Here is a 13,675-nt window from a genome sequence, read left to right as displayed (position 1 = left end):
CCTCTCCCTCCGTGAGAGGGGGTGGGGTGAGGGCAGCGGAGCCCAACCTCCCGACCCGCCCGCTATCCTGAATCCTCTATCTTCCACCGTTCTGCTAAGGAGCCCTGCCATGGCGGGCCAGATCCTCGAGCCCGGCGAAATCGAAGCCGCGGCCGTCAATCCCGATTTCATCCTGCTGCCCGGTGGCGAGCTGTTCGGCTATCGCGCCGACCGCCTGCGCCTGCTGGCCGCCGGCAATGCGCTGAGTGACTACCTGCTGCTGATGGCCGAGCTTTGCGAAGCCCAGCAAGGGGTCTTCGACCGCCTCGCCCCCCTGCCGCTGGACGAGGCGCGCAGCGCCCAGAGTCTGCAGCATGGTCTGCCACCCCTGGGTTACGACACCCTGGTCCGCGAAGGCGACTGGTTGCCCGCGCTGGATGCCCTGCTGGAGACCCTCACGCTCGCGCAGGCGCCGGTGCAGGCCGCCCTGGACGAATTGCGCCAGGCCGATGCTGGCCAGCGCAAGGCCTGGGCCATCGCCCTGCTGGCCGGCAGCTACGAGCTGGTGCCCGCTGGCGTGGTGCCCTTTCTCGGCGCCGCCCTGCAGGTGGCCTGGACCCACTGGCTGCAGCGCAGTGACTTCACCGCCCTGCGCGAACAGGGTAGCCAGACGTCCTGCCCCTGCTGCGGTGCGCCGCCCATGGCCGGCATCATCCATCACCTGGGCAAGGCCAATGGCCTGCGGTATCTCACCTGCTCGCTGTGCGCCTGCGAGTGGCACTTCGTGCGGGTCAAGTGCAGCCACTGCGAGACTGGCAAGGGCCTGGGCTACTACTCCCTGAGCACCGACGACGCCAACGCCCAGAAGGCCCCGTTGCGCGCCGAGACCTGTGCCCATTGCAAGACCTACCTCAAGCACCTCTATCGCGACCATGACGCCCGCAGCGAACCCCTGTCCGCCGATCTCGCCAGCCTGGCGCTGGACGTGCGCCTGGCAGAAAAGGGTTACGAGCGCCACGCGCCCAATCTGCTGTTCGCCCCGGGCTAGACCGGGCAGGGCGACCGCTCGGGGCAGGGCGGTCGCTGCATCTGTTTCCGCATATGGCGGTCTGCTCCGCCCGGGCCTCTGTAGGCGCGCGCTCCCCGGTTGCGCTTCGTGAAGCCAAGCCGCGCGAACCTCGGCGAAGCGGTCGCCAACGTTGCTTATCGCGCCAAGAGTCGCTCGAGGATGCCCTGTCACCTCCGGGTCATCTTGCAGAGCCAGTCTATCGCAGGGCACAAAACCTTCTATCACGCCGGGCGGCGAAGCCGTCTAGTATGGAGATTGCGCCGATTCGTCGGTGTGCCCATCTGATGAGGGGATAACAATGACCGCAACGTCCGCTTCGCCCATGGTGGGGCTCTACCCGGAGCCGGCTCGATGCCGGCTTCGGCGCCTGTCGAGCCCCTAGGCCGACGCGACCGGAACCACGCCTTCTGCAGGCCGTGCTGCTGTCGCGGCTGACAACCGGATGAACAAGACCCTGAGGTAGCCAAGAAGATGTCGACCGAATCCAAGTGCCCGTTCAATCACGCCGCCGGCGGCGGTACCACCAACAAGGATTGGTGGCCGAACCAGCTCAATCTCAACTTCCTGCACCAGCATTCCTCGCTCTCCGATCCCATGGGCGAAGAGTTCGACTACGCCACCGAATTCAAGAGCCTGGACCTCGAAGCGGTAAAGGCCGACCTGCGCGCCGTGATGACCGATTCCCAGGACTGGTGGCCGGCCGACTTCGGCCACTACGGCCCGCTGTTCGTGCGCATGGCCTGGCACAGCGCCGGCACCTATCGCGTCGGTGATGGCCGTGGCGGCGCCGGTCAGGGTCAGCAGCGCTTCGCGCCGCTCAACAGCTGGCCGGACAACGTCAGCCTGGACAAGGCGCGCCGGCTGATCTGGCCGGTCAAGCAGAAGTACGGCCGCAAGATCTCCTGGGCCGACCTCATCGTCCTCACCGGCAACGTTGCCCTGGAATCCATGGGCTTCAAGACCTTCGGCTTCTCCGGCGGGCGCCAGGACGTCTGGGAACCGGACGATGCGGTGTTCTGGGGTTCGGAAACCGTCTGGCTGGGTGGCGACGTCCGCTACGGCGCCCACAAGAAGATGGAGCAGCCCGGTGACGGTGTGCTGACCGCCCAGCCCGAGCAGCATCCGGTTGAGCACAGTCGCAACGACAATCCGCAGCGCACCCTGGAAAATCCCCTGGGCGCGGTGCAGATGGGCCTGATCTACGTGAACCCCGAAGGCCCGGACGGCAATCCCGATCCGGTGGCCTCGGCCCACGACATCCGCGAAACCTTTGGCCGCATGGCCATGAACGATGAGGAAACCGTCGCCCTCATCGCCGGCGGCCACGCCTTCGGCAAGACCCATGGTGCCGGGCCCGCCACCAGCGTCGGTGCCGAGCCGGAAGCGGCCGACCTGGAACAGCAGGGCCTCGGCTGGCACAACAGCTATGGCACCGGCAAGGGCGCCGACACCATCACCAGCGGCCTCGAAGTGACCTGGACCTCCACGCCTACCCGCTGGAGCAACGAGTACTTCGAGAACATGTTCAAGTTCGAGTGGGAGCTGTTCAAGAGTCCGGCCGGCGCCCACCAGTGGCGACCGAAGGACGGCGCCGGTGCCAATGCCGTGCCCGATGCCCACGATCCCACCAAGCGTCACCAGCCGACCATGCTCACCTCGGACCTGGCACTGCGCTTCGATCCGGCCTACGAGAAGATCTCCCGCCGCTTCCTGGAAAATCCGGACCAGCTGGCCGATGCCTTCGCCCGTGCCTGGTTCAAGCTGACCCACAGGGACATGGGGCCCCTGGCCCGCTACCTCGGCCCGGAAACCCCGGCCGAAGAACTGCTGTGGCAAGACCCGCTGCCCAAGGCCGCAGGCGCGCCCCTGGGCGAGGCCGAGGTCAAGGTGCTCAAGGACAAACTGGCCGCGTCCGGCCTGAGCGTGTCCGAACTGGTCGGCACCGCCTGGGCGGCTGCCTCCACCTTCCGCGGTTCCGACAAGCGCGGCGGGGCCAATGGCGGCCGTCTGCGCCTGGCGCCGCAAAAGGACTGGGAGGTCAACCAGCCGGCGCAACTGGCCAAGGTGCTGGGGGTGCTGGAGGGTATCCAGCGCGACTTCCAAGGGCAGGGCAAGCAGGTGTCCATCGCCGACCTGATCGTGCTGGCCGGTAGCGTCGGGGTGGAAAAGGCCGCCCAGGCGGCGGGCCATTCGATCAGCGTGCCCTTTACCCCGGGTCGCGTGGATGCCTCCCAGGAACAGACCGATGTGCAATCCTTCGGGCACCTGGAGCCCTGGGCCGATGGCTTCCGCAACTACGTGGGCGGGGAGTTCAAGGTCAAGCCGGAATTCCTGCTGGTGGACAAGGCGCATCTGCTGAATCTGACCGCGCCGGAACTGACGGTGCTGCTGGGTGGCCTGCGCGTGCTGGACATCAACGTCGGCGGCGCCAAGCACGGTGTCTTCACCCAGCGGCCGCAGAGCCTGACCAACGACTTCTTCGTCAACCTGCTGGACATGGCCACCGAATGGAAGGCCACCGGTCCGGACAAGGCCACCTTCGAAGGTCGCGATCGCAAGACCGGTGCCGTGAAGTGGACCGGTACCCGGGTCGATCTGGTGTTCGGCTCCCACGCCCAGCTGCGCGCCCTGAGCGAGGTCTACGGCAGTGCCGACGCCCAGGAGAAGTTCGTCAAGGACTTCGTCAAGGTCTGGACCAAGGTGATGGAGCTGGATCGTTTCGATCTGCGCTGATCGCCATGCGGTGACGGAAAACGCCTCCTTCGGGAGGCGTTTTTTTTGGCCTCGCCAGCGACCCGCCGTCCATCCCCGATCAGTGGCGAGTCTCGCGGAGGCCACAGCCTAGAGCCATTCCGGCGCCCCCGGCGCGAGGGTCCGCCAGCCTTAAGCAAACCCTAAGCGCCCCTTAAGGAGCGCGTAACCCGGGAGATACAAACTGCGCTAAACACCTAGAGGCTGTCCCCCATGGAAGCGCTTGCCGAACTCTCCCTCAGTCTGGTCGAAGGCCCCATCCGCCCCGATCTGTGCCGCGATGAAGTCCTCGCCGATCTGTTCGAGGCCACCGCGGCGCGGGCGCCGGAGCGACCCGCCCTGCTCGAAGGCGAGCGCAGCCTGAGCTACGGCGAACTGAACGCCTGGGCCGACCGCGCCGCCTCGCGGCTGCTGGCCGCCGGCGCCGGGCCCGGCCGCGTGGTCGGCCTCTGGCTGCCGCGCGGCATCGAGCTGCTGGTGATGCAGCTGGCCATCGCCAAGACCGGCGCCGCCTGGCTGCCCTGCGATGCCGAAACCCCGGCCGACCGCGTGGCCCTGTGCCTGGAAGACGCCCAGGCGGTAGGCGTGATCACCGGGGCGCCCTTCGCCGATCTGCTGGCGCGCCCCGGGCTTGGCTGCTGGACCCCCGACGAGCTGGGCGTCGCCTTGGCTCAGGGCGAGACCCTGCGCCGGCGTGGCCAGGTCTCCCCGGACCACCTGGCCTACCTGATCTACACCTCCGGCTCCACCGGCAAGCCCAAGGGCATCGGCATTCGTCAGGACAGCATCTGCCACTTCCTGCGTAGCGAGAATTCGCTGCTCGGCATAGAGGCCGGCGATCGGGTCTATCAGGGTTTCTCGGTGGCCTTCGACATGTCCTTCGAAGAGATCTGGATCAGCTACCTGGTGGGCGCCACCCTCTGGCTGGCACCGCGCGAGATCACCGCCGACCCCGAGGCCCTGGCCCGCGCCCTGACCGCCAATCGCATCAGCGTGCTGCACGTGGTACCGACCCTGCTGGCGCTGTTGCCGGAAGACGTCCCCAGCCTGCGCCTGATCAACCTCGGCGGCGAGATGTGCCCCGAACCCCTGGTGGCGCGCTGGAGTCGGCCGCAGCGGCGGCTGTTCAATACCTATGGCCCGAGCGAGGCCACTGTCTCGGCGAGTCTGGCGCACCTGCAACCGGGCGAGCCGGTGACCATTGGCCGGCCGCTGCCCAACTACAGCCTGCTGGTGGTGCATGCCGATGCCAGCCAGCCGCTGGCGCTGCTGCCGCGCGATCAGGTGGGCGAACTCTGCATCACCGGTCCGGGCGTGGCCGATGGCTACCTCGGGCGGCCGGAACTGACCGCCGAGAAATTCCTGCCCAATCCCTGGAGCACCGGCAGCCACGACCTCAAGCTCTATCGCACCGGCGATCTGGCACGGGTCGACGAACACGGCCAGGTGCACTGCCTGGGCCGCGTCGACGACCAGGTCAAGATCCGCGGCTATCGGGTCGAGCTGGGCGAGATCGAAGCCACCCTGGCGCGGCAACCCGGCGTCGGGACCGTGGCCGTGGTGCTGCGCGAAGAGGGCGGCGTGGAGCAACTGGTGGCCTTCCTGGTCGGCGATGGCGGTCCGCTGCCGCGCAGCGACCTGCTGCGGACCGAGCTGGCCGGCTGCCTGGCGCTGTACATGGTGCCCAGCCGCTTCGAGTGGCTCGGCGAGATGCCGCGGCTGAACTCCGGCAAGATCGACCGCAAGCAACTGCGAGCCCGGCCCCTGGCCATTGCCGTGGTGGCGCCGGTCACTCCGGCCAGTGGCACCCTGGGTGCGCTGCTGGCGGCCACCGCCGAACTGTTTCCCGGTCAGCCCCTGCACGCCGAGATGGATTTCTTCGACGACCTGGGCGGGCACTCGCTGTTTGCCGCCCGCCTGGTCTCGCGCCTGCGCCAGGACCCGCGCTATGCCAGCGCCACGGTCAAGGCGGTCTATGCCGGCCGCACCCTGGGCGCCATCGCCGAGGCCCTGGAGGCCGACGCCGCCGAGGCAGGCGCAACGACGGCCACCGAGGCCTGGGCGCCGCCCAGCCGCTGGCGGCGCTGGCGCTGTGGCCTGGCCCAGGCGGTGGTCCTGCCGCCACTCCTGACCCTGCGCCTGGGCCGCTGGCTGGCGCCCTTCTTGGCCTTCCCGCTGCTGATCCATTCCGGTACCGCGCTGCCCCTGGCGATGCTGACCGCCCTGAGTCTGTTCGTCCTGGCCATCGGCCTGGAATTCGCCGTGGCCCTGCTGGGCAAGCGCCTCACCGGCCGCCTGCAGCCCGGTCGCTATCCGCTCTGGGGCCTGACCTACTACCGCTGGTGGCTGGGGGAGCGCTTCCTCGCCCTGGCGCCGGCCTATCTGCTCAGCGGTTCGCCGCTGGCCCGTGGCTGGCTACGGCTGCTGGGCGCCCAGGTCGGGGCCGAGGCCTTCGTCGGCACCCTGACCTTGCGCGTACCCGAGTTGCTGACCCTGGGGCAGGGCGCCAGCCTGGGCAACGGCGTCAACTTCGAAAACGCCCGGGTACTGCGCGGCGAACTGCTGCTCGGCGCCGTGACCCTGGGTCGCGAAGCCCAGGTCGGCTCCTATGCCATCCTCGAAGGTGACACCGCCCTTGGTGACGGCGCACGCCTGCAGGCCCAATCCGCCCTGCGCAGCGGTCAGCGCATCCCGGCCGGACGCAACTGGGGCGGTGCGCCGGCCCATGACCAGGGTGCCGCCAGTGCCCGCGTCCTGCCGCCGGCCCCGGTGTCCCGTGCCCAGCGTGCCGTGCTGAAAGGGCTCTATGCCCTCAGTGGCCTGGTGGTCTCGGTGCTGTTCTTCATGCCGCTGTTTCCCCTGGCGCTGCTGATCGACGAACTGGAAAGCCTTGGTGGACTGCCTTGGTGGCACACCTCTTCGCTGCTGCTCGATGCCCTGCAATACGGGGTGCTGGCACTACCACTGGGCGTGGTCAGCGTTGCCCTGACCCTGCTCGGCTGCGCCCTGGCGCGCCGGCTGATCCTGCCGCGCCTGGACGAAGGCCAGTGGTCGGTCGACAGCCTCTTCTACTGGCGCAAGTGGCTGGCCAACCTGATCCAGGAGTCGGCGCTGCAAAGCCTGCAGGGCCTCTATGCCACGGTCTATTCGGCGCTCTGGTATCGCCTGCTGGGTGCCCGGGTCGGACGTGATGCCGAGATTTCCACCGCCCAGGGCCCGGTCTCCTCGCTGCTCGAGCTGGGCGCCGAGACCTTTATCGCCGATGCCGTGATGCTCGGTGACGAACAGGTCGCCCAGGGCTGGATGACCCTCAGGCGCACCTCCATCGCCCGCCGCAGTTTCGTCGGCAACGGCGCCTATGTCGCCGACGGCTGCCACCTCCCCGAAGACGCCCTGATCGGTGTCCTGGGTCGGCTCGACGAAGGCGTGCCCCTGCGCCAGGGCGAAACCTGGCTCGGCTCGCCGGCGGTCCGGCTGCCGGCGCGGGAGACCCTGACCGGCTACCCGGAAAGCCTGACCTTCCGCCCGGCACCCTGGCGCCGGGTGGCGCGTGGCCTGATCGAGGCCCTGCGCATCGTGCTGCCCACCGGCTTCACCGTCGCCGCCGGCTGCGCCATCGCCGAAGCCCTGGTGCCGCTGTGGCAGGCCGGCGCCTGGCTGCCACTGCTCGGCGAGACCCTGCTGGCCGGCAGCGCCTTCGCCCTTGCCAGCTTCGGGGTGGTGCTGGGGCTCAAGTGGCTGGTGGTCGGTCGTTATCGCCCGCGCTCGGCGCCCATGTGGACCTTCTTCGTCTGGCGCAGCGAAGCCATCACCAGCCTCTACGAAACCCTGGCGGTGCCCAATCTGCTCGGCACCCTGCGCGGTACGCCCTGGCTGCCGCTGGCGCTGCGCCTGCTCGGCGCCCGCCTGGGGCGCGGCACCTACCTGGATACCACCGACCTCACCGAATTCGACTGCGTGCGCCTCGGTGACCATGGCGAACTCAATGCATTGGCCGGGCCCCAGACCCACCTGTTCGAAGACCGGGTGATGAAGGTGGGCGAAGTCGAGCTGGGAGCCGGGGTCAACCTGGGGCCGCGCAGCGTGGTGCTCTATGGCGCCCGCGTCGGCGACGACGTGGAGCTGGGTCCGCTGTCGCTGGTCATGAAGGGCGAAACCTTGCCGGGTCGCTCGCGCTGGGAGGGTAACCCCGTTCAGCCCCGGCGCTAGGACTGTCACACAACCATAAAGACAGCCCCGGATACTCCGCCCCGTACAACAATGACGGGGCAAGGCGATGACGGCGTGGGTACGACGGATCAGGATTGGGCGGACCGGCTGGCTGCTGGCCCTGGCGCTGCTGCTGGCACTGGGAGTGACCCAGGGTCTGCGCAGCAGCCATCTGGATAGTCAATTGCTGTTCTGGCTCGGCCAGCAGTGGCAGAGCGAACCCCGAACCTCCCTGGAGCTCGGTCGCTACCGGGTGGCGGTGGAAGCCAAGCCGGTGGCCGGCGTCAGCGAGAATCTGTCCGACCTCAGCTATGACCCGGAGCGGGATCGCCTCTGGGCGGTGGTCAACAATCCGCCGGAGTTGCTGGCCCTGAGCCGGGACGGCGAGCTGCTGCAACGCCATCGCCTGGAGGGCTTCGACGACGTCGAAGGCGTGACCTATCTGGGAGACGACCGCCTGCTGCTGGCGGAAGAGGGCGCCAACGCCCTGACCCTGGTAGGCATCCCCGAGGGCGACGACGTGCTCCGCCGCAAGGACTATCGCAGCCTGACCCTGGATCTCTTCCCCCGCGCCAACCAGGGCTTCGAGGGGCTGGACTACGATGCCGCCCGCGATCGCCTGTTCGTGGTCAAGGAGCACTCGCCGCGCAAGCTCTATGAAATCCGTGGCCTGCTCAGGAGCTTCGACGGCGACTTCGCCCTGCGCATCATTGATCGCCAGGCCTGGCTGGACCAGGCGCCCAGCACCGGTGACCTGTCCGCGGTCCATGTCGATCGCCGCACCGGCCACCTGCTGCTGCTCAGCGACGAATCGCGGGTGCTGATCGAACTCGACGACCAGGGCCATACCCTGGATACCCGTTCCCTGGCGGCGCCCTTTGGTGGCCTGTCACGGCGGATCCGCCAGCCCGAAGGCGTCACCCTGGATACCGCCGGCAACCTCTATGTGGTCAGCGAGCCCAACCTGTTCTATCGCTACCAGAAGCGCTAAGAGCCTGTTCAAAGCCTGCTGCGCGTCGGCCAAACGGCGTTGAAAATGCCCTGGAAGGCCAGCCCCGCCTGGGCGGTCCCGTCGCAATGCTCATTTACCACTCGTAAACTCGCACGCGAGCCCGGTCGAGCGCGAGTCCGATCCGCTTCCTCAGGCATTTTCGCGGGGCCGCCTAGGCCTTGTTTGTCTCTAGCTCGCGAGCCTTTGAATAGGCTCTTATCAGACGCCGCCCAGTCGCTCCAGCACGGCGGGGGTATCCTTGGCGCCCATGGCGCGGGCCACGCTCAGCGCCGTGTTGCCGGCGGCATCCCGGGCCTTGGGGTCGGCGCCGCGGGCGACCAGCAGTTCCACCATCTGCACATGATTGAACATGGCCGCCATCATCAGCGCGGTCTTGCCGTCGGGCATGGCGCCCTCCACGGCGGCGCCGTGCTCCAGCAGCAGTTCGGCCATCGGCAGGTTGTTCTTGAAGGCCGCGCCGGCCAGGGGCGACTGGCCCATGTCGTTGGCCAGATTTGAATCGGCCCGGTGCTCCAGCAGGACGCGACTGGCCTCCAGGTGGCCGTGGTAGCTGGCCAGCATCAGCAGGCTGTCGCCCTTGTGGTTGCGCAGATTAGGCGTCAGCCCCTTCTCCAGCACCAGGGCCAGCACCTCGGCATTGCCGGTGCGCGCGAGGTTGAACACCTCGGTGGCGAATTCCTGGGCTTCTTCATCGGTCATGCGCTGGGGACCGTCTGCGGTCATGGTGCTCTCCTGGACTAAGGCGGGCGGGACCCTCGGGATCCCGGACGATAGGAGGGCAGACCCGAACGGCAGGGGGGAGTTCTCTCGCGGCGGCGAAACAAGGCCGCCGCAAAAGCGTGAGTCGGTTATAAAACGTCGCGAGCGGTTGTCAGACAGGTGTGTGCGGCGCGCAGGAACCGGAGTGTACGAGAGTAGTACATGAGGATTCCGAGCACCGCACGTGCCTGTATGGCGGACGCGCAGTAGTTTTATAAGCGGCTCTCAGCCGAAGGTCGCGTGGGTCTCGGCGAAGGCCTGCAACTCCGCCACGCTGTAGTTGCCGACCATCAGCACCGGGCCATGGGCCGTACCGATCTGCGCGGGTAGGGTGTCGAGAAAACCCCCGGTAGGGGTCACCCCGAGGTTGGTGTATTCGGCGGCCGGCAGATGGAATTCGGCGATCAGGCGCGCCGCTTCGGCGATCCCGGCGGCCACGCTGACTGGATGCAGGGCGGCCCCCAGCGGATTGACCTGGCCACCGTTGTCGCCGCTGAACAGGTGGCCGACCTTGGCTGCCGCCTGGGTCAGGTCGTGCTGGTCAGCCTGGGCGCCGATCAGGAACAGCGAACCATAGTGCGGCAGGCTGCCGCCGCCCTCGGCCTGGCTGACGAAGCTGGGCGCGAAGGGCTGCTCGCCACGGATGTCGGAGCTGTAGTTGGCCACCGGATCGCCGAGGGTGACCACATTGACGAAGTTGCCTCCGTGACCCGCCGCGTGCGCATCGCGGGGAATGCCCGAGGCCTCGAAGCTGATGCCGCCGAGACCGGTCTGCTGGGCGACGTAGGCCGCCGAGATGCCACCCAGGGAGTGGCCGGTGACGAAGATGTCCTGGGTGCCATAGCCCTGCTTGGCCGCCGCCTCGATCACCTGGTGGGCGAAGTCCAGCGACTGCCGCTGGGCGCTGGAGACCTGCTGGCCGAGGATCTGCAGATCGCTCAGCAGACCACCGGCGGTGGACAGGGGGTCGATCAGCAGATTCTCGCCTCTAGTGGTGCCGGCATAGCTGATGAGCACCTGGTTCTCGGCGGTGATCCAGGTGTGGGCCGTCGCGCCGTTGAGCGAGTTGTGCAGCGTCAGCTGCTGGCCATCGACCAGGAACGGCCGCATGCCGTCGGGCGTGCCACCCAGCACGTACTCGCTGATGGCGCCGTTGAGGAATTCGCTGACGGTGGGGGTGCTGGCCGAGCTGGTCTGCGCCAGCGGCGTGACCGCGGCGCTCTTCAGCGTGTGCAGGTAGGTGAAGTTGCCGAGGCTGACGATGTCGCTGTTGTCGAGCAGGCCATCGCTGGCCCAGGGGGAGGTTTTCTTGGACATGACGGCACCTTTGTTATTGTCGTGAGGTGGACGCGGTGGCCAGGGCTTTCCATGCCAGGACCGCGATGGGCGCCTGGGCAAAGCCCGCGAAAACCATCCTAGGACGGGCTCTGGCACGCGGCAAACCGGGAACCCGGGGGTCATTTCCGGACGCCCCAGGTCCGGGTTCGGGCCACTCCACGCCAGGACGGGCCAGGCCTGCGGCAGCGTGGCGCGCCCTGGTCGACCCGCCGCGGGTTCGGGCTACACTGGGGGTCGAATCGATCCAAGAGGCTCCCATGACCGCCATTCGCCTGCCGTCTATCGACCGCCTGCTGCGCCATCCCGCTTCGCGTCCGCTGGAGGAGCGCCACGGTCGCGAGCAGGTCCTTGGCGGCTATCGCTCGCTGCTTGACGACCTGCGCGACGCCCTGAAAGCCGGCACCCTGACCGCCGTGGAGGTGGAGGAGGGCGTGCTGGCCGGTCGCCTGGGCGAGCGCCTGGCGTTGCACAGCCAGCCGCGGGTGCGGCGGATGTTCAATCTCACCGGCACGGTGCTGCACACCAACCTGGGGCGGGCGCTGCTGGCGGAAGAGGCCATCGCCGCGGTAACCGAGGCCGCGCGTCAGCCGATGAATCTGGAATTCGACCTGGCCACCGGCAAGCGCGGTGATCGCGACGACCTGGTCGCCGACCTGGTGCGCGAACTCACCGGCGCCGAGGCGGTAACGGTGGTCAACAACAACGCCGCGGCGGTTCTGCTGGCCCTGCATGCCCTAGGCGCGCGCAAGGAAGGGGTGCTGTCCCGCGGTGAGCTGATCGAGATCGGCGGTGCCTTCCGCATCCCCGATATCATGGCCCGCGCCGGGGTCAAGCTGGTGGAGGTGGGTACCACCAACCGCACCCATGCCCGCGACTACGAAGCCGCCATCGGCCCGCGCACCGCGCTGCTGATGCGCGTGCACACCAGCAACTACAGCGTCCAGGGCTTTACCGCCAGCGTGGCCACGGCGGAGCTGGCCGCCATTGCCCGCGCCCATGACGTCCCCCTGCTGGAAGACCTGGGCAGCGGCACCCTGGTGGACCTGACCCGTTGGGGGCTGCCCGCCGAGCCCACGGTGCAACAGGCGCTGCGCGATGGCGCGGACCTGGTGACCTTCAGTGGCGACAAGCTGCTTGGCGGCCCCCAGTGCGGCCTCATCGTCGGTCGCCGTGACCTCATCGAGCGGATCAAGAAGAATCCGCTCAAGCGGGCGTTGCGGGTCGACAAGCTGACCCTGGCCGCCCTGGAAGCGACCCTGGCGCTCTATCGCGATCCGGATCGACTGGCCGAACGGCTGCCCAGCCTGCGCCTGCTATCCCGTCCGGCCGAGGCCATCACCACCCAGGCCGAACGGCTGCTGCCGGCCTTCGCCGCCGTGCTGGGCGCGACCTATGCGGTCAGCGTGGAGCCGGCGCTGGGCATGATCGGCAGTGGCGCCCAGCCGGTGGCACGCCTGCCCGGCGCGGCGCTGTGCTGTCGCCCCCAGGTCAGCAAGCGCCTGCGTGGGCGCGCCCTGCGGCAATTGGAAGAGGGCCTGCGCCAGCTACCCATTCCGGTGGTGGGGCGCATCGATGCCGATGCGCTCTGGCTGGATCTGCGTCAGCTCGACGACGAATCCGCCTTTCTGGCGCAGTTGCCAGCGCTGCTGCTGCCAGAGATTCGTTAAGAGTCTGTTCAAAGGCTCGCGAGCTAGAGGCAAACAAGGCCTAGGCGGCCCCGCGAAAATGCCCGAGGAAGCGGAGTTTATATAGGATAAATGAGCATTCCGAAGGCATTTTTAACGCAGTTTGGCCGACGCGTAGCAGCCTTTGAATAGGCTCTAACGAACGACCCAGCGCTGCCGGGCCCAATTGCTCAGCCCATCCACGCCCAGCACCAGCACCAGCATGCCGAGGATCACGGTGGCGGCCTGGGCCTGCTGGAACAGGCTCAGGCTGAAGTACAGCTGCTGCCCCAGGCCGCCGGCGCCGACGAAGCCGAGGATGCTGGCCATGCGGATGTTGTTTTCCCAGCGATAGAGCACGTAGGCCAGCAACTGTGGCCAGACCGCCGGCAGGGTGCCGTAGAGAAAGGCCGCCAGCGCGCCACCGCCGGCCAGGCGAATGGCCTCGGCGGGCGCCTTGGGGGTGTTTTCCAGGGCTTCGGCGAACAGCCGGCCGAGTACCCCGGCGGTATGCAGGGCCAGGGCCAGGGTCCCGGCGTTGGGTCCCAGGCCGGCGGCTAGCACCATCAGCGCCGCCCAGACCAGTTCCGGCACGGCGCGCAGGGCATTGAGCACCAGCCGCGCCAGCGCCAAGGCGCCCAGGCCCAGGCGACCGGCCGCCGGCAGCGCCAGCAGGATGCCGAGCAGCCCGGCGAGCAGGGTGCCCAGGGCCGACATGGCCAGAGTCTCCACCGCGCCGTGGGCCACGGCCGACAGCTGGGCGAGGGAGACGTCCGGCTTGAGAAAATCGGCCAGGAAGCTGCCCATCTGCGCCAGGGCGCGAGCGCTCAGCAATTCGCCGAAGGCGGTGCCCAGGTAGCTGGCGGACGCCACCAGGGCGGCGCCCATGGCCAG

The 13,675-nt window shown here is 68.3% G+C and carries 8 protein-coding genes and 1 other RNA gene; 5 read left to right on the top strand and 4 right to left on the bottom strand.

Translation table 11 applies throughout. From position 1 onward, the window contains the following. Window positions 1–109 precede the first annotated feature (109 nt). From fdhE to QE393_RS14105, 4 genes are all read left to right on the top strand, one after another. Window positions 110–1,027, top strand: coding sequence for a formate dehydrogenase accessory protein FdhE (fdhE, locus tag QE393_RS14120; protein WP_310044146.1), 918 nt, complete (start codon window positions 110–112; stop codon window positions 1,025–1,027). 492 nt (window positions 1,028–1,519) lie between these two features. Continuing rightward, window positions 1,520–3,781: a catalase/peroxidase HPI gene (katG, locus tag QE393_RS14115; protein ID WP_310044145.1), complete on the top strand. Its 2,262-nt coding sequence runs from the start codon at window positions 1,520–1,522 to the stop codon at window positions 3,779–3,781. A 231-nt stretch (window positions 3,782–4,012) separates the two neighbouring features. After that, window positions 4,013–8,008: a Pls/PosA family non-ribosomal peptide synthetase gene (locus tag QE393_RS14110; RefSeq protein WP_310044143.1), complete on the top strand. Its 3,996-nt coding sequence runs from the start codon at window positions 4,013–4,015 to the stop codon at window positions 8,006–8,008. Between the two features lie 67 nt (window positions 8,009–8,075). Further along, on the top strand, window positions 8,076–8,999 hold the full coding sequence (locus tag QE393_RS14105; RefSeq protein WP_310044142.1) for an SdiA-regulated domain-containing protein: 924 nt from the start codon (window positions 8,076–8,078) through the stop codon (window positions 8,997–8,999). Window positions 9,000–9,218: 219 nt separating this feature from the next. On the opposite strand, the gene QE393_RS14100 is transcribed toward QE393_RS14105, so the two are convergent. The 3 genes from QE393_RS14100 to QE393_RS14090 all read right to left on the bottom strand — a co-directional run bounded on the left by QE393_RS14100 (window position 9,219) and on the right by QE393_RS14090 (window position 11,096). Then, a complete protein-coding gene (locus QE393_RS14100; protein WP_280305824.1) occupies window positions 9,219–9,743 on the bottom strand; it encodes an ankyrin repeat domain-containing protein in 525 nt (174 codons plus the stop codon). 123 nt (window positions 9,744–9,866) lie between these two features. Next, a non-coding RNA gene (locus QE393_RS14095) (sX9 sRNA) lies at window positions 9,867–9,943 on the bottom strand. Window positions 9,944–10,004: 61 nt separating this feature from the next. Beyond that, the gene (locus tag QE393_RS14090; protein ID WP_187980119.1) at window positions 10,005–11,096 is read right to left on the bottom strand and encodes a lipase; all 1,092 of its coding nucleotides are present in this window, start codon (window positions 11,094–11,096) and stop codon (window positions 10,005–10,007) included. Between the two features lie 278 nt (window positions 11,097–11,374). Between QE393_RS14090 and selA the strand changes: the two genes are divergently transcribed. Further along, on the top strand, window positions 11,375–12,784 hold the full coding sequence (gene selA / locus QE393_RS14085) for an L-seryl-tRNA(Sec) selenium transferase (protein ID WP_310044140.1): 1,410 nt from the start codon (window positions 11,375–11,377) through the stop codon (window positions 12,782–12,784). A 153-nt stretch (window positions 12,785–12,937) separates the two neighbouring features. On the opposite strand, the gene phnE is transcribed toward selA, so the two are convergent. Further along, window positions 12,938–13,669 (bottom strand): phosphonate ABC transporter, permease protein PhnE, encoded by a 732-nt coding sequence (gene phnE / locus QE393_RS14080; protein ID WP_310045639.1) that lies wholly within the window; start codon window positions 13,667–13,669, stop codon window positions 12,938–12,940. Window positions 13,670–13,675 lie beyond the last annotated feature (6 nt).

Source organism: Pseudomonas sp. SORGH_AS_0211, assembly GCF_031453455.1.
In the GTDB taxonomy this organism is placed as follows: Bacteria; Pseudomonadota; Gammaproteobacteria; order Pseudomonadales; family Pseudomonadaceae; genus Chryseomonas; species Chryseomonas aestiva.
The sequence above is the reverse complement of the archived record's forward strand: the minus strand, read 5'-3'. Positions and strand labels throughout refer to the sequence as shown.

Coding starts and splice junctions, on each gene's coding strand:
- fdhE (WP_310044146.1), top strand. CDS start 110: ATGGCGGGCCAGATCCTCGAGCCCGGCGAAATCGAAGCCGCGGCCGTC.
- katG (WP_310044145.1), top strand. CDS start 1,520: ATGTCGACCGAATCCAAGTGCCCGTTCAATCACGCCGCCGGCGGCGGT.
- QE393_RS14110 (WP_310044143.1), top strand. CDS start 4,013: ATGGAAGCGCTTGCCGAACTCTCCCTCAGTCTGGTCGAAGGCCCCATC.
- QE393_RS14105 (WP_310044142.1), top strand. CDS start 8,076: ATGACGGCGTGGGTACGACGGATCAGGATTGGGCGGACCGGCTGGCTG.
- QE393_RS14100 (WP_280305824.1), bottom strand. CDS start 9,743: ATGACCGCAGACGGTCCCCAGCGCATGACCGATGAAGAAGCCCAGGAA.
- QE393_RS14090 (WP_187980119.1), bottom strand. CDS start 11,096: ATGTCCAAGAAAACCTCCCCCTGGGCCAGCGATGGCCTGCTCGACAAC.
- selA (WP_310044140.1), top strand. CDS start 11,375: ATGACCGCCATTCGCCTGCCGTCTATCGACCGCCTGCTGCGCCATCCC.
- phnE (WP_310045639.1), bottom strand. CDS start 13,669: ATGGGCGCCGCCCTGGTGGCGTCCGCCAGCTACCTGGGCACCGCCTTC.